The organism is Corynebacterium sp. LK31 (assembly GCF_014335015.1).
In the GTDB taxonomy this organism is placed as follows: domain Bacteria; phylum Actinomycetota; class Actinomycetes; order Mycobacteriales; family Mycobacteriaceae; genus Corynebacterium; species Corynebacterium jeikeium_D.
This window is the reverse complement of the sequence record NZ_PDGW01000024.1, coordinates 84,352-106,617: the sequence shown is the minus strand read 5'-3', so window position 1 is coordinate 106,617 and position 22,266 is coordinate 84,352. Positions and strand designations below refer to the sequence as shown.

Annotated in this window: 21 protein-coding genes; 3 read left to right on the top strand and 18 right to left on the bottom strand. The window is 59.9% G+C overall.

Annotation, left to right across the window (positions count from 1 at the left end):
* The first annotated feature begins 7 nt into the window (after positions 1-7).
* Positions 8-1,168: an alpha/beta fold hydrolase gene (locus CRD18_RS09085; protein ID WP_016422004.1), complete on the top strand. Its 1,161-nt coding sequence runs from the start codon at positions 8-10 to the stop codon at positions 1,166-1,168.
* Here the strand turns inward: CRD18_RS09085 and CRD18_RS09080 are convergent.
* On the bottom strand, positions 1,165-1,524 hold the full coding sequence (locus CRD18_RS09080) for a DUF4229 domain-containing protein (protein WP_016422003.1): 360 nt from the start codon (positions 1,522-1,524) through the stop codon (positions 1,165-1,167). The genes CRD18_RS09085 and CRD18_RS09080 overlap by 4 nt on opposite strands.
* 193 nt (positions 1,525-1,717) lie before the next feature.
* Between CRD18_RS09080 and CRD18_RS09075 the strand changes: the two genes are divergently transcribed.
* Entirely contained in the window at positions 1,718-1,984 is a 267-nt protein-coding gene (locus tag CRD18_RS09075; RefSeq protein ID WP_016422002.1) for a hypothetical protein, read from the top strand.
* Here CRD18_RS09075 and rfbA read toward each other — a convergent pair.
* From rfbA to CRD18_RS08990, 17 genes are all read right to left on the bottom strand, one after another.
* On the bottom strand, positions 1,981-2,856 hold the full coding sequence (rfbA, locus tag CRD18_RS09070; RefSeq protein WP_016422001.1) for a glucose-1-phosphate thymidylyltransferase RfbA: 876 nt from the start codon (positions 2,854-2,856) through the stop codon (positions 1,981-1,983). The genes CRD18_RS09075 and rfbA overlap by 4 nt on opposite strands.
* 20 nt (positions 2,857-2,876) lie before the next feature.
* Positions 2,877-3,566 carry a dTDP-4-dehydrorhamnose 3,5-epimerase family protein gene (locus CRD18_RS09065; protein ID WP_016422000.1) on the bottom strand — a complete coding sequence of 230 codons (690 nt, stop codon included), beginning with the start codon at positions 3,564-3,566 and terminating at the stop codon, positions 2,877-2,879.
* Between the two features lie 102 nt (positions 3,567-3,668).
* On the bottom strand, positions 3,669-4,661 hold the full coding sequence (gene rfbB / locus CRD18_RS09060) for a dTDP-glucose 4,6-dehydratase (protein WP_187406671.1): 993 nt from the start codon (positions 4,659-4,661) through the stop codon (positions 3,669-3,671).
* Positions 4,662-4,713: 52 nt separating this feature from the next.
* Positions 4,714-5,724 (bottom strand): c-type cytochrome biogenesis protein CcsB, encoded by a 1,011-nt coding sequence (gene ccsB / locus CRD18_RS09055; protein WP_016421998.1) that lies wholly within the window; start codon positions 5,722-5,724, stop codon positions 4,714-4,716.
* A gap of 172 nt (positions 5,725-5,896) precedes the next feature.
* Positions 5,897-7,585: a cytochrome c biogenesis protein ResB gene (locus tag CRD18_RS09050; RefSeq protein WP_016421997.1), complete on the bottom strand. Its 1,689-nt coding sequence runs from the start codon at positions 7,583-7,585 to the stop codon at positions 5,897-5,899.
* Between the two features lie 14 nt (positions 7,586-7,599).
* Positions 7,600-8,460 carry a cytochrome c biogenesis CcdA family protein gene (locus CRD18_RS09045; RefSeq protein ID WP_042389096.1) on the bottom strand — a complete coding sequence of 287 codons (861 nt, stop codon included), beginning with the start codon at positions 8,458-8,460 and terminating at the stop codon, positions 7,600-7,602.
* 23 nt (positions 8,461-8,483) lie between these two features.
* Positions 8,484-9,098: a TlpA disulfide reductase family protein gene (locus CRD18_RS09040; RefSeq protein ID WP_016421995.1), complete on the bottom strand. Its 615-nt coding sequence runs from the start codon at positions 9,096-9,098 to the stop codon at positions 8,484-8,486.
* Between the two features lie 55 nt (positions 9,099-9,153).
* Positions 9,154-9,864: a histidine phosphatase family protein gene (locus tag CRD18_RS09035; protein ID WP_016421994.1), complete on the bottom strand. Its 711-nt coding sequence runs from the start codon at positions 9,862-9,864 to the stop codon at positions 9,154-9,156.
* A 7-nt stretch (positions 9,865-9,871) separates the two neighbouring features.
* Positions 9,872-11,218, bottom strand: coding sequence for a glutamate-1-semialdehyde 2,1-aminomutase (hemL, locus tag CRD18_RS09030; protein ID WP_016421993.1), 1,347 nt, complete (start codon positions 11,216-11,218; stop codon positions 9,872-9,874).
* A gap of 35 nt (positions 11,219-11,253) precedes the next feature.
* Positions 11,254-13,845 (bottom strand): cation-translocating P-type ATPase, encoded by a 2,592-nt coding sequence (locus CRD18_RS09025; protein ID WP_016421992.1) that lies wholly within the window; start codon positions 13,843-13,845, stop codon positions 11,254-11,256.
* 19 nt (positions 13,846-13,864) lie between these two features.
* Positions 13,865-14,245 (bottom strand): hypothetical protein, encoded by a 381-nt coding sequence (locus tag CRD18_RS09020; RefSeq protein ID WP_016421991.1) that lies wholly within the window; start codon positions 14,243-14,245, stop codon positions 13,865-13,867.
* A complete protein-coding gene (locus CRD18_RS09015) occupies positions 14,242-14,886 on the bottom strand; it encodes a hypothetical protein (RefSeq protein ID WP_016421990.1) in 645 nt (214 codons plus the stop codon). Before CRD18_RS09015 ends, CRD18_RS09020 begins: the two co-directional genes overlap by 4 nt.
* Before the next feature lie 45 nt (positions 14,887-14,931).
* Positions 14,932-15,990 (bottom strand): porphobilinogen synthase, encoded by a 1,059-nt coding sequence (gene hemB / locus CRD18_RS09010; RefSeq protein WP_049172406.1) that lies wholly within the window; start codon positions 15,988-15,990, stop codon positions 14,932-14,934.
* A 47-nt stretch (positions 15,991-16,037) separates the two neighbouring features.
* Positions 16,038-17,705: a bifunctional uroporphyrinogen-III C-methyltransferase/uroporphyrinogen-III synthase gene (locus tag CRD18_RS09005; RefSeq protein ID WP_070546360.1), complete on the bottom strand. Its 1,668-nt coding sequence runs from the start codon at positions 17,703-17,705 to the stop codon at positions 16,038-16,040.
* A gap of 204 nt (positions 17,706-17,909) precedes the next feature.
* Positions 17,910-18,842 carry a hydroxymethylbilane synthase gene (gene hemC / locus CRD18_RS09000; RefSeq protein WP_016421987.1) on the bottom strand — a complete coding sequence of 311 codons (933 nt, stop codon included), beginning with the start codon at positions 18,840-18,842 and terminating at the stop codon, positions 17,910-17,912.
* A 15-nt stretch (positions 18,843-18,857) separates the two neighbouring features.
* Positions 18,858-20,300, bottom strand: coding sequence for a glutamyl-tRNA reductase (locus CRD18_RS08995; RefSeq protein ID WP_083324574.1), 1,443 nt, complete (start codon positions 20,298-20,300; stop codon positions 18,858-18,860).
* Positions 20,301-20,524: 224 nt separating this feature from the next.
* Positions 20,525-20,767 (bottom strand): glutaredoxin family protein, encoded by a 243-nt coding sequence (locus tag CRD18_RS08990; protein ID WP_016421985.1) that lies wholly within the window; start codon positions 20,765-20,767, stop codon positions 20,525-20,527.
* Positions 20,768-20,931: 164 nt separating this feature from the next.
* Here CRD18_RS08990 and CRD18_RS08985 point away from each other — a divergent pair, with 164 nt between their 5' ends.
* Positions 20,932-22,056, top strand: coding sequence for an HAD family phosphatase (locus CRD18_RS08985; protein ID WP_016421984.1), 1,125 nt, complete (start codon positions 20,932-20,934; stop codon positions 22,054-22,056).
* Positions 22,057-22,266: the final 210 nt, after the last annotated feature.

Here is a 22,266-nt window from a genome sequence, read left to right as displayed (position 1 = left end):
GGTACCGATGGACTTCCGCACACTGACGCACAAGGCGCTTGACGACGTCCAGGAGGCCGCAACCCGAGTTGGCGACACAGCAGCCAAGGCTCCAGCTTTCGCCCGCAGCGCTGCTCTGCGTTTGACCAAATCGGGACGCCGCCGACTGGCGCTGGAGCACGGTGCGCTGCATTCGCAGACCCGTGAACCGGGACTCACCGATCTCACGTCAACCGGCGTGGTGCATATCAAGACCGCACCGGTCACGGCCGAGATTGCGGCCAAGGACGACGAGCGGAAGGCCAGCGACAAGCCGGATGCTGTCACCACCGATATTCCGGTGCACTGGTACGAGGTTGAACCTAGCGAACCCGCCAAAGAACCCGTGACCATCGTCTTCGTCCACGGCTTCACCCTGGCTGGTGAGTCCTGGTACCGGCAGTTCAACGCGCTGCGCAAGTCGCACCCGGAAGCACGCCTGTTGACTATGGATCTGCGCGGCCACGGCCTGACCGGAGCGGTTCCGGCTTCACTCTGCACGGTCGAAGGGGCTGCGGCCGATGCGCTGGCCGTGATCGCCGAGCGTGCCGCGACCGGAAAACTCATCGTGGTTGGGCATTCGCTAGGCGGTTTGATTGCACTGCACATGGTGCGGGCTGCCGAGGAAAGCATTCGCCGTCGGATAGCAGGCGTAGTGTTGATTTCCACGTCTATCGACAAGCTGGCCGCCCAGGGTGTGCCGCAGATTCTGGCGTCCCCGGTGGCGGATGCGGCGCGCAATGCAATTGAGTCCTCGCCGAAGGAGATTCGCAAGTTCCGCGAGGCAATCGCGTCACTGATGGCGCCGTCGTTGGCGGTGGCGGTGTTCGCCCGGCGCACGGACTACGAGATCATCGAGTTCCACGCGGCCATGATTAATGAAACACCGCTGGAAACTTTCGTGGGATATCTCGACGACCTGCAGGATCACGACGAGTTCGCATCCGGGCCTTACTTGGAGGGCTTGCCAGGAGCGGTACTGGTGGGCACGAAGGACGATGTCACTCCGCGCAAGCAAGCAGACCTAATTATGGAAAAGTGGCCGGACGCCGAACTGGTTGAAGTCGACGGGGCCGGCCACATGTTGCCGCTCGAGGCTCCGGAAGCGGTGAACCGGGCTATCGAGCGGGCCCTGGAGAAGGTGCGCTAGTTTTCCTCGCGGTCCTTAATCTGCTGCGCAATGTATTCCTTGTGCGCGCGGCGGTTCTCCGACCACACTGCAACAGACTCATTGGCCTGGACGCGCAGCTTCGGGAACACAAAAACCGACAGCGGCATCGCAATAATCAGTGCGAACACAGCCGTAATTGCAGCCGGAATCTGCACATTAACGAGGTAGATAATCACGAGCAGAATGAAGAACAGCACTAGGAATAGCAGCAGACGAGCAAGGCCGTACCAGAACAGCCCCTTCATGGCATTGCCGCGACCAGCATTCTTGGTCACCGGAGCTGCTGGCATCTGAGCCTCAGAAGCCAACTTGTCCTGCTCTGCTGGATTGGTCATTAAACCCTCACCTCTACGTGTTACGCCTGTGCTGTGCCCGGGCGTTGCTAGCGTCCATGGCTGTTCGTGTCCAACGTTCCTTTGTACCCTAACGAACTCTGTACGCCGTACCGCATGCAGTGCGATACCCCTCGTGGGCACTACGGGACTCGTTGCGTATTCTAGTCGGTAAATCCAGGAGGTTAGCTATTACATGGGTCGGCTCATTCTGCTGCTGTTCATCATCCTTGTCGTAGTCATGCTGTGGAAGGCATTTGGCCCCGGCAGTCGCGGCAACGGCATGCGACGTATTTCCGCTCCGCAACCGGAACCCCGTCCGCTCGCTCCCGACGATGATCCGGAGTTTCTCTGGAAGCTCAAGAAGGCCGAATTCGATCGCCGTAAACGTGAGCAGGAGCTGCAGGAGCGGCGCGAACGGGAGCAGGACGACAACCCCGATAATCCCGGCGAAACTGACTAAACGTCCTTGCCACGCAGCAACAACTGCTGTAGATATTCCCCGTAGCCACTGGCGCTGAGGGCGTCGGCACGCGCGCTAAGCGCAGCATCGTCAATGAATCCCATGCGCCACGCCACCTCTTCCGGCGAGCCAATCTTTAGCCCCTGCCGCTGCTCAATCGTGCGCACGAAATCACCCGCGGCCATCAGATTGTCCACCGTGCCCGTGTCCAGCCATGCCGTGCCGCGCGGCAGCACCTCTACCTGCAGTTTCCCGCGCTCCAAGTAGGCGCGGTTAACATCCGTGATTTCCAATTCGCCGCGTGACGACGGTTGCAGCGAGCGAGCTATCTCAACAACCTCGGCATCATAGAAGTACAAACCAGGCACCGCGAAATGGCTGCGTGGTTTCTTCGGTTTCTCCTGGATCGCCACGGCTTTGCCGCTTTGGTCGAAGTCCACGACTCCATAGGCTGTGGGATCTGCGACCCAGTAGGCGAAGATCGCTCCGCCATCGACGTTATGGAAGCGGCGCAGCTGCGTGCCCAAGCCAGCACCGTAAAAGATGTTGTCGCCGAGGATGAGGGCAACGGAGTCATCGCCGATGTGGTCCGCACCGATGATGAACGCTTCAGCGAGACCACGGGGCTCGTCTTGGGTGGCAAAGGTGAGGGTGAGGCCCCACTGCGAGCCGTCGCCAAGCAAGCGTTCAAACTGCGGGGCATCATGTGGCGTGGTGATGACGAGGATGTCCCTGATTCCCGCTAGCATCAGCGTGCTCAGCGGGTAGTAGATCATCGGCTTGTCATAGACGGGAACCAGCTGCTTGCTTACGCCAAGTGTGATGGGAAACAGCCGAGAGCCCGTACCACCTGCGAGGATGATGCCCTTCATAGTGCTCGCGCCTTTCTGCCTTACTGCCCGGCCGCTTCGTTGGCGATTGCCCACTCGTCGCGAGCCATGTTCTCAAGATCCTTGCAGTCAAACTCACTGGGGAGCTTATTGCCCTCGGCCTCGAACTGCTCGATAGTCGGAGCCTTCTGATCGCGCTCGGAGAGAATCATGTCCGCGTCGGTGAGACCACCCTTGGCCAGCAGCGCAGCCAGGTCAATTCCGAGAGTCGGGTCCTGGATGCTAACAGCACGCTCTGCCTCCGGGTTGTAACCGGTGGAAGTGAGGTAAGTGAGCACAGAGTCGTCGGCAAGCGAGACGAAGCCATGTCCGATGCCGTTGGGCAGATAGACCACTCGGCGGGTCTTGCTGTCGAGCTCGAAAACCTCGACCTTGCCGAAGGTATCGGAGCCGCGACGCAGGTCAACCGCAATGTCGAGGATGTGGCCCGCGGGACAAGTAACCAGCTTCGCCTGGCCGGGGTGGCCATCTGGCGCGGTGCTGACGTCAGCGAAGTGCAGGCCACGGACAACGCCTGCGGCGGAGACACTCATGTTGGCCTGCTCCGGGAAGAACGGGTAGCCCGTGGCCTCGGCGAATGCGTCGAGGCGATACCACTCGTGGAAACTACCGCGGCTGTCGCCGTGGATGACCGGTTCGAAGGTGAAAACGCCGTCGATAGAAGTGGGCTGGAATGTGCTCTTAGGGCTCATGGGTAACAAGTGTAGACGGGGCGCCCGGGCTGAGGCTGTGGCACGCGTTGAGTGTGCACTGAGTGTGCGTTGAGGGTTCGCTAGGCATGCCCCAGCAGCGAACTACAACTCCTGCTCGCGCTCCGCGTAGCCAGCCTCAGCGGCATCGTAGGCCGCCGCCCACCAGGACTCGTTGGCGCGATACCAGTCGATGGTCTCGGCGAGCCCCGCGGAAAAGTCTTGGTAGCGCGGCTGCCAGCCAAGGCTGCGGATGGATGCGGGGTCAATCGCATAACGACGGTCATGCCCCGGGCGGTCAGTGACATGGACACAGTCGGACCGCTCACGACCGAAGCCCTCCAGGATGTCTCCGACCACGTCGAGGTTGGAACGCTCGCCATCGGCACCAATCAGGTAGGTCTCCCCCACCTCGCCAGAATCCAAGATTGCCCAGACCGCGTCGTTGTGGTCATCGACGTGAATCCAGTCCCGAACATTCTCGCCAGTGCCGTACACGCGAGGGCTACGACCGCGCAACAGACCACAGATCTGGCGGGGAATCAGCTTCTCCGGATGCTGCCTCGGCCCGTAGTTGTTCGAGCAGTTACTAATCGTCGCAACCAACCCGAAGCTGCGCACCCACGCCCGGACAAAGTGATCCGCTGAAGCCTTGGAGGCCGAGTAGGGGCTGGAGGGTTTGTACGCGGTGGCCGTCGTAAAGCGTGCTGGATCGTCGAGAGCGAGATCGCCGAAGACCTCGTCGGTGGAGATGTGGTGAAGGCGGACGTCGTGGGTGGCGCAAGCCTTGGCCAGATTCACGGTGCCCATGACATTAGTGGTGACGAAGGGATCGGCATCCACCAGCGAATTGTCGTTATGGCTCTCTGCGGCGAAGTGGACGACCACGTCGAAGCGGGGCACGAGGCGATCGATCAGCTCCGCGTCACGAACATCGCCGCGGATGATTTCACAGTCCGCGCCATCCAAGCTCGCAGGGTTCGCGGCATAGGTGAAAGCGTCCAGCACCGTGACATTCACATCGGGCCGTGTAGCCAGAGTGCGGAGAACGAAGTTGGAACCAATAAAGCCGGCACCACCGGTGACGAGAACGCGCATGGAAGCGATTCTAGTTCACCCGGCGATGCCGGCTTTGTACAAGTGTGAAGACTTAGTTCAGACCAGCGTAGGAGTGCAGGCCCGAAACCACCTGGTTGATGAAGAAGAGGTTGAACACCATGGTGGCAAAACCGAAGATGTTGATCCACGCGGCCTTGGTATTACGCCAACCCGAAGTCGCGCGAGCGTGCAGGTACAGGGCGTAGATAATCCAGGTAATCAGCGCCGTGGTCTCCTTCGGGTCCCAGCCCCAGTAACGACCCCATGCGGACTCGGCCCAGATAGCGCCCAGCACAATGCCCAGACCGAACAGTGGGAAGGACCAAATAGCGGTGCGGTAAGCAATCGCATCCAGCTTTTGAGCATCCGGCAGCGGCGCGACCAGTTTGCCCAGGAAGCCCTTTTCCTTGCCCTCGCGGTTGTACATCCGCAGCATGTAGAGAATCGAGGCAACACCGGAAATCAGTGCGATACTGCACCCGATAGAAATAATCGAGACGTGAACCGGAATCCAAATCGACTGCAGTGCCGGCACCACCGGAGCAGCCTCAACATATAGGTTCTTACCACCGTAAAACATCAGCGCCAGAATCGGAGCCAACAGCCACGGCCAGAACACACGCATGGTTTCACGATGCAGTACGCCAGCTGCAATTGCCATAGCAAAGAGGATTGAAACTGATACGTACTCGTAGAGGTTGCCCCACGGGAAACGCTGCACGGCCAGGCCACGCAGCAGCACCGATGCAAAGTGCACGGCCACCCCGACGTAAATCAGCATTTCCGTCACAACGCCGAGTCGGTTCGTCAGCACCTGGTTCTTAGGCTCGCTTGCCGACGACTTCGTCGCCGACTCCCCCGAGTCAGCAACACTAGCGGTGGTAGCTCCCTCACCCGCACCGGCGGCTACCAGCTCGCGTTCCGCAACCTGGCTTTTCGCTTCAGCGGCCGCGATACGACGACTGTAGTAGGCAATGGAAATAACAAAGGCCACAAGATAAAAGGCGAAGGCCGTGAAGTACGACCAGTCCGAAAACTGCGCCAGTGTCTTATTGACGAGCATGTACTTGGCTCCAAAGTGTGGAATTAGCGGAATACTTCTTCAAACCCTAGTACTAAAGCAGGACTAAGCAAAAGGGGACCGGGGACACGGGGGACGCAAAAATGCGCGGAGGCGCAATTCTCGCCCCCGCGCATTCACCCTGCAGTAATGATGGACCAGACTTAGTGGTCAGTTAGCTTTTGTCCTTGTCGTCCGCGCTCTCGTCGGTCGCAGCATTGTTGTCAGCAGCATCCTCGTCATCACTGTCACGTTCCAGGATGTCATCTACGATGTACTGGAACTCCTCGCCCCAACCTGCCTTGTCGGTGCGGGCAAGGCCACCGAACTCAACGCGAGTGCGGCCATCTTCCAGCGGGAACATGCGCACCCAAACACGTCGGCGCTTAATGCCCAACGAAAGAACCATGCCCGCCAGTGCGGCCACAGTTGCCACCAGCACCCAGAACTGCGTGGGATCGTGCGAAACCTGCAAGTTGACGAATTCCTTCGCACCGAGGAATTCAATCTTGGTGCCGTCGGCAAGCTCGGTGGATTCGCCCTGCTTGAGGTTGACGCGGGCTTCCTTAGCCAGCTGACCCGAGTGCATCAGATCGCGGTCGAGGGAAAACAGCCCCTGCGAACGACCGGTGTCCAAGCCCGCGTCGCCGCGGTAGATGTCGACAGCCACGGCCGGGTCTTGCATCGCCGGGTAAGAGGACTGCAGCAGAGCACCCTTTTCACCAGTAAACTCCGCGGTCGGAGCGAACAGTCCCTCGATTGCAATCTGGTTCTGGCGGCGCTCGAACAAGTCCGGGTACATGCCTGCTGGTGGGTCGAAGCGCAGCGCACCAGAGGACAGGAAGAAGGTCGGATCATCCGGACGGAACTGGACAATCGACGTACGCGACTCGCCATTCGGCCAGGTCACCTTAAAGGCCGGGGCAAAGCCGTGCCCCTGCAGGTACACACGGTCACCGGCGACGCGCAGCGGATGGTTGACCTGCAGCGTGGTCTTTTCCCACTCATCGACCGGCTTGCGCATATCCTCTTCTTCTGCGAATCGGATATGAGAGGTAAACATCTTGGCCTGACCGTTCGGCAGGTAATCGGCGAAGAAGTCATCGACCTGAATACAGAACGGGTTCAGAGTTGTACCGTCGAAGGTGTTGCCAGCACGCAGCGAGTCATAGTTCGCAGCAGCGGTGTTACAGAACGGAACGCCCACCGCGCTATTGACGTTGTCGTCAGAAATCTCGGTGCCGGTGTTGGTCAGCAAAATGACCTGACCCTCGTAATAGATCATGCGGCCCAAGCCGACGATGATAATCAGCAGCGCAATGCCCAGGTGGAACACCAGGTTGCCAAACTCACGCAGGTATCCCTTCTCCGCGGAAAAGGATCGTGCCCCAGCGCGATCTTCATCTGCTGGAGTCTCGGTCAACGCCCACTTGTTCAGGCGCTCACGCACCCGCTTAGAAACTTCATCCGCAGAGGCATCGACCACGGCTTCGTCGTGAAGCGGAAGACGCGCCAACCGTTTCGGCGCCTTGGCCGGTGGCGTCTTCATGGCCTTGTAGTGGTCGATGGTGCGCGGAATAATGCAGCCAACCAGGGAAATCAGCAGCAATGCCACGATGGCGACGAACCAGACGGACGAGAAGACATCGAAAAGCTGCAGCTTATCCATGATCTCGGCGGTCTTGCCGTTGGCGGCTAGATACTGGTCGACCTTGTCCTTATTCAGCGAGCGCTGTGGCAACAGGGCGCCCGGAACCGCTGCGAAAGCGAGGATGAACAGCAGAATCAGCGCTGTGCGCATGCTGGTCAACCAGTTCCAGACCTGCTGGAAGGGCTGTCGTACCTTATTCCAATTCACCGACATCGAAAAATCTTTCACTAAATTGGCGTTACCGTATCAGTAATAAAAGCGGCCTGAACCCAGGCAACAAAAACATCCCACAGTCCCGTGACCAGGGCAATTCCGACCAGCACCAGCGCCACACCACCGATGAGCTGAATAGTTCGCGAGTGCTTACGCAGGAAGTCCACTCCACGCATCGCGCGTGCCGACCCCAGCGCCACCAAAATGAACGGCAGCCCCAGCCCCAGGCAGTAAGCGATAATCAGCGCCACTCCCCTGGCCGCGGTCATACCCTGCGTGCCCGCGGACACCGAAATAATTGCAGTCAGCGTCGGGCCCAGACACGGCGTCCACCCCAGCGCGAACACCGCGCCAAGCAGTGGCGCTCCCAGCCACGTGGTCCAGCGCTTCGGCGCCATGCGGGTGTCCTTCTGCAGCGCCGGCACCATGCCCATGAAGGCGAGTCCCATCACGATGGTCACCACGCCACCGACAATCGTCAGCGTGCGCGCCTGCAGACGCAGCGTGGACACGAGCCCGAAAATTGAGGCCGACCCCAGCACGAAAATGACAGTGAAGCCCAGCACGAACAGCAACGCAGCCAGGCCGACGCGGGCAGTTGCGGAACGCTTGCCACGCCCTCCATCGCCGTCACGCTTATCGACGGCGGTTGCGTCCGCAGTGCCCGTCGTCAAGCCCTGGCCCTGCGCCCCCGATGCTCCGGAAATACCGGTGAGATACGAGACGTAACCGGGCACGAGCGGAATGACGCACGGGCTGGCAAACGAGACGAGACCAGCCAGCGCAGCAGCGAGCAGGCCTAATAGGATGGGACCGCCGGTGGCGGCGTCGGCGAACTGCTGGCCGATGCCATCGGCAAGATAAATCGTGTCCATGGCAAGAGTTCCCATGCTGGGGCCTAGCCCTCCGCCTTCACTTCATTAACAGCCTTCATCAGCATGGTGTGATCGACCTCGCGGAGGAAGACCTTGGCCGGGCGGTGCTGCTTGTCCAGAATGATGGTTGTCGGAATCACCGAAGCCGGGATGCCGCCGAGTGCGCTGGCGTTGACGAAGGCCGGGTCATAGATGGACGGGTAGGTGATGCCGTTGTCCTTCACAAAGTCGATGGGAGCCTGGCGGACATTGTCGCGGACGTTGATGCCGAGAACGGTGCCGATACCTTGCTCTTCCATCTGTTCCTGGACATACTGCAGGTCATCCGATTCGGATCGGCACGGTGCGCACCACTGCCCCCAGGCGTTTAGGACCACAATCTGGTCCTTGAAGTCATCGAGGGAGATTTTCTTGTCGTCGTCCTCTAGAGAAGGACCGAACACCTTGCCGACCGGTTTGCGCTCCTCGGGTGCGTAGTCAATGATCTGCTGACCCCCTGGAGAAACAAACTCGAACTGACCGCCGACGGCAACGGCATCGTGTCCCACTGAATCTCCGGGGTTACATGCTGCGAGCGACAGAGACAGAGTTGCTGCCGCTAGCGTTGCTGCAATTCGGGACGATGAGACCTTGGCCACTTGGGGTGCCACCTTCCGGGGGTCAGTGAAACTTCAACAAAACTATTTATTCACCTTACAGGTGACCGGCCGGTTCACTGTAGCGCACGTCGACAATGGTGTCGCCGACGAAGACCAAGGAGGTCACGCTGGCCAGATCGCACTGCCTAGTTGCCGGGTTGTGGGCGAGCTTCAAGTACCGCGCACGACGCTGAGCTGCAATGATGCACAGCTGGTGTGTCACCAGCACCGCTTCCGCTCCCTCGGCGGCCTCGCGGGCTCGCTCGATGGCGTGGAACATACGGTCCGCGATCTCCTCGTAGGGCTCGCCCCAGCTGGGCACGCTCGGACGACGCAGTCGTGGCCAGTACTTCGGATTCCACAGTGCGGAGTCAATGCCCTTGATGTGCAAACCCTCAAAGGAGTTGCCAGCCTCCAGCAAATCTTCATCCAGGGTCGGCTTCATGCCGATTACCTCGGTGAAGGGCCGTGAGGTTTCCTGCGTGCGCTGCAGCGGAGAGCAGGCGAAGTAGCGGATGTCGTGGCCTTCGAAGGACGCGGCCGTGGCCGCTGCCTGACGCTGACCGCGCTCAGACAGGTGCCAGCCGGGCAGGCGACCGTAGAGAATCTTATCCGGGTTATAAACCTCGCCGTGGCGGACGAGATGTACGACCGTGGTCTTGGCGTGCTTTGTTGCACGCTTAGACGCCTGGTTTTCCGGCGGTGTCGGCTGCGATTCCTGCTGTGCTGCCTGCTGCTCGGCCTGCGAATTGGTCTTGTTCGACACGTGTCACCTACTCCGGCTTGGCGGCTGCCGCCGCCTCGGCCGCGCGGGCTGCTGCACGCTCGATGATTTCGAAGTCGGCGTCGGTCAGCGCAGCGGAGACGAACCAGGTCTCGTAGCAAGAAGCCGGCGGGTAGACACCATTGGCCAGTAGGGCGTGGAAGAAAGCCGGGTAGCGGAAAGTATCCGCTGCCTGCATCTGCTCAAAGTTATGGCCCTCGCCCTCAGCGAAGCGTGGCGAGAGCATCGTGCCCGCACGCTGAATGTGGTGGGCCACGCCCTGCTTGGTCAGGGCGTCGGACAGAATCGTGGCCAGGCGATCTGCGTTGGCTGCGACGGTGTCATAGACATCCTTCGTGGCATTTTCCAGGTTGGCCAGTCCAGCTGCCATAGCGACCGGGTTACCGGAGAGTGTGCCTGCCTGGTACACCGGACCGTTCGGAGCCAAGTACTCCATGACGTCGCGGCGACCACCGAAGGCAGCTGCCGGCAGACCACCGGAGACGACCTTGCCGAAGGTGGTCAGGTCACCGGCCACACCATCAATGCCGTACCAGCCGTTGTAGGAAGCGCGGAAGCCAGTCATGACCTCATCGAGAATCAGCAGTGCGCCGTCTGCGTGGCAGACTTCCTTCAACTTCGCGTTGAAGTTGTCCTGCGGTGCGACGGTACCCATGTTGCCCGCTGCCGCCTCAGTGATGACACAGGCAATCTCGCCCGGGTTCTCAGCGAATGCGGCCTTGACGGCCTCAATGTCGTTATAAGGAACAACAATGGTGTCGGCAGCCGATGCACCGGTGACACCCGGCGAATCCGGCAGACCAAAAGTAGCGACACCGGAACCGGCCGATGCCAGCAGCGCGTCCACGTGACCGTGGTAGCAGCCGGCGAACTTGATGATCTTGGAACGGCCAGTGAAACCGCGAGCCAGGCGTACTGCGGACATAGTGGCCTCAGTGCCGGAGTTGACCAGACGCACCTCATCTACCGACGTGCGCTCAACGATGTGACGAGCCAGGTCGGTCTCAGCCGTCGTCGGAGCGCCGAAAGACAAACCGCGAGTGGCGGCGCTCTGAACGGCCTCCACCACTGCCGGGTGCGCGTGGCCCAGAATCATTGGACCCCACGAGCAGACCAAGTCCACATATTCGTTGCCATCAACATCCACGAGACGAGAGCCCGCGGCGTGGTCAATGAAACGTGGGGTGCCACCGACGGAACCGAAGGCGCGGACCGGCGAGTTCACGCCACCCGGCGTCACTGCCTGAGCCTGCGTAAAGAACTCTGCCGAACGATCGGTGAGCTCAACGTTTTCTGGGACATGAGGAGCATTAATGTCTTGAGTCACGGTGACCATCGTAGACGGCCACTCGGATGAAGGGCTACCCTGCCCTACCAACGTCCCAGCTTCACCCTGAATAGATGCTTGCGGCGAGAGGACACTCGACGGGATCGCCAGTCGATCCACAAGCTGGAGAAAATCATCAAAAGCGATGCCAGCAGCGGGTGAATCATACCGGTCATACCCAGCAGGATGACCGCAACGTTGTAGAACCACGCAAAGTAGATGTTGGAGTCCATCATCCGCACCACAGCACGTGCGATTTCAATGGCCTCCGGAATCGACAACACGTTGTTACGCAGTGCCACGACATCGGCGTAATCAACATCAAGATTCTGATTGCCTTCGGTGTTGTCCATCAAAACACCCACGTCAGCGGCACGCAGAGAGTCCCGGATGTCCTTGTCGCCAACCATCACGACAGTCTCGCCGTCACTGTGGACCGAACGCACCGCAATGGCCTTGCGGGAGGCAATGATGCCCGCGAATACTCGTGAGATATTCAGCCGGTCAGCAAAACGACGGGCTACTGGATACGGATCTCGCGTGATCATCATGGTGTCCACGCCCATATCCTCAAGCTGGTCAATGCTCTCGACCGCATCGGGCTTAATGTCCTCACCAATGGTGATGACACCACGGACCTTGCCACGCCACGACACCACCATCGGAGTACCGCCACTGAGCGCAGCCACGGCCATTTTCTCGCTGAGTGCAGTGAGATCACGCGGACGCCAAACACGCCCCTCAACAAAGCGCATCTCCAACTTGTCGTCCGAGTCCTTCACCGGGATCTCTACCTGGCCAACGAACGCACCGTCTTCCGCAATTGCGACGTGTACAGTCTCAATCCAGTGCGGCACCTCGCCACCGCCGGAACCGGCGTCGCGGGATACACGGCACGCGCGCACGATTGCCGCTGATGCCGGGTGGTTGCTCTCCATCATGAGAGCGCCCGCCACACGCAGAACCAGATCCGGATTTTCATTGCGCTCAGCGGCGACACCGAGCACGTGGGTGTCACCCTCGGTCAGCGTTCCAACTCGGTTAAAAATCACCACATCGGCAGCGGCCAGCTTTCGGAAAGTCTCATTGCCACGAATCAAGATTCCGTTACTAGCACCGGCCAGAATCCCGATGCGCTGCACGGTCGACGTAGACATTGCCAATGCCACCGGCGCGATGCCCGAGAGCATAGCCAGCGCCACCGCGAGGGCACCGCTCATCGTGCCAGTCGCCAGCCACCAGCCGCAAAAAGCCACGCCCGCCAACGACAGCGTCCATGGCACCAGCTCTGATGCCGAGTGCACTGCGGTCTGGTGCATCACCGTTTCTTCTCGAACCGCTTGACGAAGCCAGCGCGCTATCGATGACGCCCGGGTCTTGAAACCGGTGCGTTCCACGCGCACCTTGAGCTCCGAATCCAGGTTGATTGCACCGGCCCAAACCTTGGAATTGACCTTGACCTTCTGCGGTTCAACGCCGATACCGAGTAGCTGCGCATCCATCGTGGACGCACCACCGATGACTGAGCCATCAACCGGAATCACCGAGTGCGGTGGAACCACGATGTCATCACCGATATTGAGCTCCGCGACCGTCACCTCCACCCGTTTCGGCTCCGCGGATTTAGCGCTCTTGCGCACGACTGTCACGTTTCGCTCAGCTGGAATGCGCAGGTTGCGCAAGATTTGTCCAGTACGCACCTTGTTGTAGCGCGTAAACATGCGACCTGTTAGCAACAGCACAGTCAGGCCGCACGCAACGTCGAAAAACACCTCTGCCGAGGCGCTTTCCCGGTAGTTGAAAGCAAACCAAGTGGGCGCAGTGGTATATCCAATCTGTCCCGCGGGACCAAAGATAAGCTGCGCTAGCGACCACAGCCACGCCAGCAGGATGGCAATGGAGCTCGCCCCATCCAGCGCCGACATCCGCCGACGCAGGGACGCCGCCATTGCCCGGTGGAACGGCCAACCACCCCACCACACCACAATCGTGGTCAGCACAAGACACATCCACTGCCAACCCGGGAACTGCCAGTTGACGTTCAACGACGTCACCAGCACCGGAATCGATAGGAACAGGCTTCCCCAAAAGCGTTGCTTGGTCACCAGTTCACGCGCCGTGAACAGTACTTCCGCGCCACCGCCGCTTCGGCGCAAGGCCGCTTCACGACGGCGAATGCGCTCCTCCTCATTCTGTTGAGCGGCAGCCGGAACAGCGGGACGGCGATGTTGTGACACATCCAGCCGAGTTGCACGACGCCGAAGCGTGCTGCGCGTGAGGTACGACTCGACCCCAATTTCGCGGAGAGCTTCGATGAACTGATTCGGATCGATGGTATCGGGCGCGGTAATCCACGCGCGTCCGGGCTTGTAGACCACAGAGGCGGTCACATCTGGAAAGGATTCCAAAACATGCTCAGCACGCTCAGCGCTCTCGGCGTTTTCCAAGTTTTCCAGGATGAGTGCGAAAGCTGTGTTGGACTGGCCTCTGCGGTGTGCAAGCCGCTGATGGGCACTTTCTTCGTCGATGTCCTGACGGCTTCGTGGCAATGCCTTACGAGCAGCGACCTTGGCATCCACAATCGCTTGTTCAACGCGATTGTCCAGAGAGAAATCAAACTCACCGGTGTCACTCATGGCCTTTGAAACTTTCCGTCTAATCCTGTGGCTGGTTGGCGCGCGTGAGCGCTAATTCACGATAGAGCAACAGTAGTCCACACGCCATCGCCAGGCTGGGCGCGATAACCCATACAGTCAGCGCTCCAGCCATAATGGCAAAGAACATGGCGAGAGCCGTGATAATCACCATGATGAGCAGGCAGTTCCGGGAGAGTTTGAACTCAGTGGCCGTCGGCAAGCAGCCGCTACCAATAAGCGAGCAGACCAGCGTCACACCGGCGACGATGTAGATATCGCGGCCAACGGCGGCGGGAGCCTGCGAATAGTCGCCGGTGACCAGTATCAAGCTCAGGACAATCTGGGCGATGAGCGCGACGAAGAGCACCCACTGCCAGGGCCGACTCGGCAGGGACATCATCGCTTGGACTCCTCAGGCTGCTTGGATTGCTTGGGCTGTGACTGGCCCAGCTGCTGTTGCCGCTTTGGATCAGCGCCATGCTTCGACGCTCTCGGCAGATGCGATTCCGGAGCGGACGGGGTCCACGGTTTCGACGGGCGCTGATGATCGAAGTAGTCCTTGGATTCCTTCGAAGCGGCGAGCACTAGACCCGCTACCGCGGCAGTGGCCGAGGCGATTCGCACAATTCCGCTGATAAGAACGAGGGATGCCGGCACTCCCGATTCTGAAGCCGTAGAAGAGAAGAAGGACATCAGCGCCGACAGTGCCAGGTAAAGCGAGCCGATAACCAGCACGGTGCGAGCACCTTCGCTCCCCTTGCGCATTCGCTCGATAATGGCGAAGAACGCGATGCAAAGCCCCACTGCGAAAAAGAACGCGATAACGATAGTCGCCTTCATGGCAGCATCAATCTGGCCCTCGCTGAAACCCGGGAAATTCTCCTTAGCGGTTGAGGGGCTCATCAGCATTTCCGGATGCAGCCAGTAGGTCACCGTAGCTACCGCAGCGACGAGCAGCTGCAACACGGCCGTAACCCGCCACGCCTGCCTAGCTCCCTCGACCTGCTCGGGAATTGCGGGCTTCTTCTCTTCTTTAGTCATCCGTCCACTTCTCGATATTTGCTACTGCACGTTCACCCGAGCGAATTAGAACTGGGCGCGCAGCTTCTTCGCCAAGTCCACCGCTGCGTAGGTCAAAATCTGCTCCGCACCGGCACGGCGAATGCTCAGTACTGCCTCCATCATCGCAGCATCCAGGTCAATCCACCCGTTGGCGGCAGCGGCGTGAATCATCGCGTACTCACCAGAGACCTGGTAGGCGGCAACCGGCACCGGCGACATATCCGCGACCTCGCGCAGAATGTCCAGGTAGCTCATGGCCGGCTTGACCATCACCATGTCCGCACCTTCGTCAACGTCGAGCTGCACTTCAAGCAGGGACTCACGACGGTTTGCAGGATCCTGCTGGTAGGTACGGCGATCACCCTGCAGCGAGCTGCCCACAGCTTCACGGAATGGACCGTAGAAGGCGGAGGCGTACTTTGCCGAGTACGCCATGATGGAGACATCCTCATGGCCAGCGGCATCCAAGCCCTCGCGAATTGCGGCAATCTGGCCGTCCATCATGCCCGAAGGGGACACGATATGGGCACCGGCGTCGGCCTGCGCAACGGCCATCTTGATGTAGTTAATCAGCGTGCGGTCATTCTCAACGACCGTGTTGCCGAAGCGGTCCTTGCCCAGCACACCACAGTGGCCGTGGTCAGTGAACTCATCCAGGCAGGTGTCGGCCATAATCAAAATGTCATTCCCGAACTCGTCGCGGAGACGACGCAGGGCACGGTTGAGTACGCCCTCCGGATTCCAGGACTCAGAGCCCTCGCCGTCCTTGTCCGCATCCAGCGGGACACCGAAGAGGTCAACTGCCGAGATACCTGCCTCAACAGCCTCGCGCACAGCTTCTACCAGGGAGTCCTCGGTATGCTGCACTACCCCGGGCAGGGAGCTGATTGGCTTCGGCTCATCAATCCCATCTGCAACAAACATGGGCAGGATGAGATTTTTCGGAGTCAGTGTCGTCTCCGCCGTCATCGCACGCATCACCGGGTTGGTGCGCAGCCTGCGTGGGCGACGAATCGGGAGAGGAAATCCAAACTGTTCGAGATCGATTTCGCGGGATGATTCAGAAGCTCCAGATGTAGTCATAAAGACAACCTTAATCAAAACGCGAACTCGCTCCGGTACGCCCCTGCTCAGTCCTTGGTTTTACGCGAACGACGACGCTTCTTGCGCGGTGGTGGCAGCTGCCCTGCCGCCCGCAGTTGCGCAACATGCTCTGCCAGCGCATCCACCAGCTCCGGGATGCTTGCGCGCTCCGGCACGACATCTACCCGCAGGCCGTACTCGCGAGCCGTGGCTGCGGCCATCGGCCCGATGCAGGCAATGATGGTGCGAGCATGCGGCTTACCCGCGATGCCGACCAGGTTCTTCACCGTCGACCCCGAGGTGAAGCACACTGCGTCGAAGCCACCGGACTTAATCATGTCGCGGATATCCGCACTCGGTGGCGCTGCCCGCACGGTACGGTAAGCGACCACATCATCAACTTCCCAGCCCAGGTCAATCAGACCGTCGACAAGCACATCGGTGCCGATATCGGCGCGCGGCAGCAGCACGCGGTTGACCGGATCGAGATCCTCGATGTACTCCGGGAACACGTCGACAATGCCCGCGGCATTTTGACGAGTGTCATCCGGAAGCAGCTCCGGAGTGATGCCGAGATCGCGGATGGCAGCGGCGGTGCGATGGCCGACGGCTGCGATGCGGACCCCAGCGAAGGAGCGCGCGTCCAAGCCGAATTCCTGGAACTTCTCCCACACTGCGGTGACGGCGTTGACGGAAGTGAAGACAACCCACTGGTAACGGCCGTCGACAAGCCCCTTGATGGCGCGTTCCATCTGCGCCGGGCTGCGCGGTGGCTCGATTGAGATGGTCGGGACCTCAATCGGGATGGCGCCGTGCGCAACGAGACGGGCACTCATCGGGCCTGCCTGCGCCTTGGCACGTGGGACCAGCACCTTCCATCCGTAGAGAGCGCGGTTTTCCCACCATGAGTACTTCGAACGATTGTCCACACCCTTGCCAAGCGTGACCACCAGCGGACCGGTCAGGTCACCCGAGAGCTGCGCCAAGGTGCCCAGCGTGACGTCGTAGGTGCGCTGCAGACGAGTCGTACCGTTGACAGTCACCGACACCGGCAACGACGACGGCAGGCCGCGTTCGCCGAGCTCAGTTGCAATGGCGGACAGGTCGTCCTGCACGGCCTGCAGTACCAGCGGCTGCGGTGCCTGGGCCAGCTCGTCCCAGTCCACATCGGCGCGATCGAGATCGGTCTCCGTGTACGTCGAGCCCAACGCGATACCGGCAAATGCCGGGACGGTGGAGGGCACGGACATGCCAGGGACGATCTGGAACTCAACATCGGCGTGCGAGACCTCGTTGATTTCGGCCAGCAGCGAATCGTTGGTCAGCGGATTGCCTGCCACCAAACGCACCACGTCATTGCCTTTAGCGGCTTCCTCGACGAGCAATTCTGCCATCTTCTTGGGATCGTCGATAGGCGTGCGCAGATCTGCGGCGGTCGGTGGTGCCGGACGCGGCGGCTTACGACGAGATCCCTTGGCCTTGGCTGCGGCGCACATGCGCTCGTACTCTTCCTCGGCTTCCTTCAGCAGCTCGGGAGGAACAGGCACATCGGTTGCGACGAGCTCTCGAACCCCCGGCATGACATCGGCGTCGACGTAGGCGATAGCGGTGTCTGCGAGAATCTCACGGGCGCGAAGCGTCAGCAGGTCGGGATTTCCAGGACCAGCGCCGACGAACAGGATGCGTCCCGTTGCTGAGGGGAGGGAGGTGTTCATCGTTGCGGAGTGATTTCTTTTCTATTGGTTGTTCACTTTTCGTGCCGATGAGTCTCTAAGGAAGAAAGCGGACATGCGCCAACGCATGTGAGGGGCAGGTGGACACCTGAATCTCACATGCGAGCACACGAAGGAAACCCTTATCCCAACGGCATGCATACAGGCCTATTAGCATAAAGGGTTTGAGCCAAATTAACTAACCGGCTACTTTTGAGATTCCCGCAGGGTATCGCCCATTACCTCATGAGCACCCCGTTCGAGCAGGGCCGCCGCAACCTTCCGGCCAAGCTCATCGGCCTTATCCACGTTTGCGGTAGCGGTCTCGAGCAACTGACGCGAACCGTCGAGTGCGAACACCCCCGCCTGCAGGGTGAGTTCACCACTGTCGCTCACGGTTGAGTAGGCCGCGACCGGAGCGGTACAGCCCGCTTCCAGCTCATTGAGTACCGCGCGCTCAGCGACAGCGCGGGCATGGGACACCGGGTGGTCAATCTTGCGCAGAATATCCACAATTTCGCGGTCAGCAGTGCGGCACTCCAGCGCCAGGGCGCCCTGAGCCGGGGCCGGTATGAGGACGTCCACGTCCAGGGATTCCGCAATCTCTCCGAGGCGACCCGTGCGCTCCAGCCCAGCGCGAGCCAGAATGACAGCGTCCAAGTCCTCAGAGACGCGCCCCATGCGGGTTTCGATGTTTCCACGCAGTGGTACAAGTTCCAGGTCGGAGCGCAGCGCACGCAACTGAGAGACACGACGCGGCGCGGAGGTACCCACACGAGCCCCCTCAGGCAGGTCCATCAGCGGCGTGGCATCGCGGGAAATCAGCGCTTCTCGCGGATCGACGCGCTCCGGCACGGCTGCGACCATCATGTCGTCTTCCGGCAGGGTCGGCAGGTCCTTAAACGAGTGCACGATAATGTCGCACACCCCCTCGCGGAGTGCATGACGCAGCGCCTGGGTGAAGACACCGATGCCAATCTTTTCCACCGGGTCGTGGCGGTTATGGTCACCGGCGGTCTTTACAATCACCAGCTCTGCAGGCTGTCCCAGCTCAATCAGTGCATCACGGACGTGACCGGCCTGTGTCGTGGCCAGTTCCGAGCCCCTGGTACCGATACGAATAGTCGCTGGGTCAGGCATGTTTCCCTCCGGGTGTTAATTTTTGGTGGTTTCAGCAACGCCTTCAATGATGGCACTACTGTCAAGACCATACTGCTCAAATCCCTGCATCCGCCCAATTCGGCCCTCTACCATGAGATCTGCGGGGATATCGGTGTCAGCATACAGGCCAGAGGGGGTGGATAGGGGCAGGTCGAAGAGCTTCTGCAGGGCAAGCGCGTAGTTGCCACCACCCTGCTGGCTAGAAAGCTTCTTGACCTGCACCGTTGGCGCGTGCAAGAGCTTATCGACGACGCGGCGAACCGTGGATTCGACCTCGCGACGTTCCTTTTGAGTAAGACCCGGTGTCTTCGCCTCCAAGCGAGCGAGCTCAGCCGCCGCCACATCTGCCGCACGCTCACGCAGAGCACGAACAGTCGGTGCTACCTCGCTTGCGCGCTGCGCCGTGAGGTAGGACTCCAACTCTTCGGCCACAATGTCGCGCGCTGCAGCCTCATCATCACGACCCGGAACCTCCGTGCGAGTCATCTGCAGCAATTCGATGTTGAAGAGTGCGATCCCCTCAAGCCCGGAGACAACCTCCGCGACGTCGCGAGGCATAGACAAATCGACGATGGCGAGCGGGCCGTGGTCGACAACATCTGCAGCTGAGACCACTGGCGTCATGGCTCCGGTGGCACTGACGAGAATGTCCACATCATCGAGGACATCAGCGAAATCATGCAACGCAATAGCAGTAGCGGGGATGCCCGCTTCGATCGAGTGGTTAGCCAGGTTCTGCGCCCGGTCAACGGTGCGGTTGGCAATAATCAGACGATCAATGCCGCAGCGCCCCAGGTAACTGGCGGCCAGCGAACTCATCGCACCGGCGCCGAGGATAAGGGCCGAACGTCCGGCCAGAATATCGGTACCCTCAGCGACGTCAACACCAGAGTTGAACCCAGGATGCAGCGCAGCAATCGCCTCGTCGATGGCCACGGAGACCATCGATGCGCCCGCATTATCGATCAGTGTTTCGCTGTGGACTCGCTTGCCTGTGTGCAGCGCCTTCTGCGCCAAGTCATGCAGCATGCGACCGACGGTGCCGGCTTCGTCCGCTTCCTGGTAAGCATTGCGAAGCTGACCGATAATCTGCTGTTCCCCCAGCACCATCGAGTCAAGACCAGCACACACCGAGAAGGCATGCTCCGCTGCGGCCTGTGCGTACCGCACATAGAGGTGCGGTGTCAGTTCATCGAGTTCGAGCCCAGTACGACCGACAATTTCACGGACCACGGCCGATAGCCCAGAGTGGAAGCCGTTGGCCACCACGTAGTACTCAACGCGGTTACAGGTCGACAACAGCATCGCTTCGCTGATCGCTTCATCCGCGACCAGCCGAGCCAAAATGGCCTCTCGCTCAGTTTCACCGACGGAGACCTTTTCAAGAAGGGTCACCGGTGCAGACCGGTACGACATTCCGACGAGAAGCACACTCACCGCTCAATCACCGCTCTATTGCTCCTTCACAGGCCCCGCTACGGGCTTTTTCACACAGCTATGACTGTTAACGCTAGACAACTCTGCCATCTCGTCACAACAAAGGCATACTTTACTTAGTCTCTACCTCGATGTTCGCAGCACTCCCCTACTTCTTTGCCGCTACTCCACATTCTGCCATGTCTCCGCAGCTCCTAGCAGTTCGGCAGAGTTGTCTCCCGAACTTATTCGGCCTCCGCTATCGCTTCCAGGAGTTCATCATCATCGATTTCCCAGCAAGCGATCTCCTCATCATTGACCAAAATCACCGGCACGCGATCGCCAAATTCCATGGCCAAGTTCGGATCGGTATCGACATCTTCCACCTGGAACTGCGCATTTTGGTCCCGAACTAGCGGCTCAATCTGCGCAATCACTCGGGCGCACGAACCGCACGTCTTCCTACTCATCACCGTCACAGTCACCATAACGGCCAGTCTAAAGGTCGACTGTTTCGCTTTACGACGTCCCCCTCCCCACACTTCCCCTGCAAAAGTGACTCTTCTTATCCTTGCCCCATCCGCTCCTTGAATCTCAGCGCGCAGCTTTGCCTAAAGAGCGGATACTATTCAACAAGAGCTTCCGATAACGGATGTCGGTTGCATACACCGTGGAAAGAGATTTTCGTGCCGTGAGTGAGTTCAGTGCCGACAACCGCTCCCCCTTCCCCATCGACATGCTGGGTGACCTTGCGTCCTCGCAGGGTAACGTCCGCAACTTCCTCGAGCAGGTAGTTCTCGCTCCGCTCAATGATGAAGCACAGGAGGAAGCTGGTGCTGCAGCGGCTGCCAATGCACTGGAAGCTCTCGGCGAGGTCTACGACGTCGGCGGCGAAGAACTGGCTACGGGATTTCGCAGTGTAGCTGGTGCCGAAGATGCCGCTGGCGGTGCACGTGTGCTCTCGCAGCCCATTCCAGGTGTCGAACGCGATCAGGGCGCAGCCGCTTTCTTCGATGTGGACAACACGCTTGTCCAAGGCGCATCAATCTTCCTCTTTGCCATGGGTTTGGTCGAGCGCGGCTTCATCAAGAAGCGTGATTTGGCCGGCATGATTTGGAAGCAGCTGAAATTCCGAATCTCAGGCGCGGAAAACGCTGCCGACGTAGCTAAGGCCCGTGAACAGGCATTGGAGTTTTTCGCCGGCCACGATGTGAATGAAATGGTCAAACTCGGCGAAGAAATCTTTGAAGAAAAGATCAGCGACCGCGTTTACCAGGGCACCCGCGATCTGGCGGAACTACATATCCAGGCTGGCCAAGAGGTCTGGCTGGTCACCGCCACCCCGGTGCAGCTGGCCCAGGTTATCGCTAAGCACATCGGACTGACCGGCGCCCTTGGTACGGTCGCCGAGGTCAAAGATGGCAAGTTCACTGGCCGCCTGGTAGGCGATATTCTCCACGGCCCGGGCAAAAAGCACGCGGTGGCAGCTCTGGCGGCCTCTTCCGGGTTGGATATGTCTCGCTGCACGGCATACTCAGATTCCGCCAACGACATTCCCATGCTGTCCATGGTGGGCACCGCCGTGGCCATCAACCCGGACCGCAAGTTGCGGAATTACGCCCAGAAGATGGGGTGGACTATCTACGACTATCGCCACTTCCGCTCCGCAACCTTCGCCACGATGCGGTGGCTCTCGATCGGAGCACTGCTGGCAGGAGCTGTCGGGGGCGCGGGACTCGTCGGCAAGCGACTGTGGGACGCGAACAAGGAAAGTTAAGCGCTGCTAGGCGCACTCGAGAGTTAGTGACTGCGTTTATGACAAAAATGGCTCGAAAAATGGCCTGAAAGTGTCATAAACTCCTACAGTTTCACATTTGCAGCCCGTAATCGGCAGCCCGTGATTAGCCCCCCCCCAACGACAAAACCCGCCCTATCTCAACGAGACCGGGCGGGTTCTGCTTTTAAAACGTGTACGCGACGCTGCACG

Bases quoted from the DNA above. Each gene is read 5' to 3' on its own strand.
- CRD18_RS09085 (WP_016422004.1), top strand. From the start codon at position 8: ATGGACTTCCGCACACTGACGCACAAGGCGCTTGACGACGTCCAGGAG.
- CRD18_RS09080 (WP_016422003.1), bottom strand. From the start codon at position 1,524: ATGACCAATCCAGCAGAGCAGGACAAGTTGGCTTCTGAGGCTCAGATG.
- CRD18_RS09075 (WP_016422002.1), top strand. From the start codon at position 1,718: ATGGGTCGGCTCATTCTGCTGCTGTTCATCATCCTTGTCGTAGTCATG.
- rfbA (WP_016422001.1), bottom strand. From the start codon at position 2,856: ATGAAGGGCATCATCCTCGCAGGTGGTACGGGCTCTCGGCTGTTTCCC.
- CRD18_RS09065 (WP_016422000.1), bottom strand. From the start codon at position 3,566: ATGAGCCCTAAGAGCACATTCCAGCCCACTTCTATCGACGGCGTTTTC.
- rfbB (WP_187406671.1), bottom strand. From the start codon at position 4,661: ATGCGCGTTCTCGTCACCGGTGGTGCCGGCTTTATTGGTTCCAACTTC.
- ccsB (WP_016421998.1), bottom strand. From the start codon at position 5,724: ATGCTCGTCAATAAGACACTGGCGCAGTTTTCGGACTGGTCGTACTTC.
- CRD18_RS09050 (WP_016421997.1), bottom strand. From the start codon at position 7,585: ATGTCGGTGAATTGGAATAAGGTACGACAGCCCTTCCAGCAGGTCTGG.
- CRD18_RS09045 (WP_042389096.1), bottom strand. From the start codon at position 8,460: ATGGACACGATTTATCTTGCCGATGGCATCGGCCAGCAGTTCGCCGAC.
- hemL (WP_016421993.1), bottom strand. From the start codon at position 11,218: ATGGTCACCGTGACTCAAGACATTAATGCTCCTCATGTCCCAGAAAAC.
- CRD18_RS09025 (WP_016421992.1), bottom strand. From the start codon at position 13,845: ATGAGTGACACCGGTGAGTTTGATTTCTCTCTGGACAATCGCGTTGAA.
- CRD18_RS09020 (WP_016421991.1), bottom strand. From the start codon at position 14,245: ATGATGTCCCTGCCGAGTCGGCCCTGGCAGTGGGTGCTCTTCGTCGCG.
- CRD18_RS09015 (WP_016421990.1), bottom strand. From the start codon at position 14,886: ATGACTAAAGAAGAGAAGAAGCCCGCAATTCCCGAGCAGGTCGAGGGA.
- hemB (WP_049172406.1), bottom strand. From the start codon at position 15,990: ATGACTACATCTGGAGCTTCTGAATCATCCCGCGAAATCGATCTCGAA.
- CRD18_RS09005 (WP_070546360.1), bottom strand. From the start codon at position 17,705: ATGAACACCTCCCTCCCCTCAGCAACGGGACGCATCCTGTTCGTCGGC.
- hemC (WP_016421987.1), bottom strand. From the start codon at position 18,842: ATGCCTGACCCAGCGACTATTCGTATCGGTACCAGGGGCTCGGAACTG.
- CRD18_RS08990 (WP_016421985.1), bottom strand. From the start codon at position 20,767: ATGGTGACTGTGACGGTGATGAGTAGGAAGACGTGCGGTTCGTGCGCC.
- CRD18_RS08985 (WP_016421984.1), top strand. From the start codon at position 20,932: ATGTCGGTTGCATACACCGTGGAAAGAGATTTTCGTGCCGTGAGTGAG.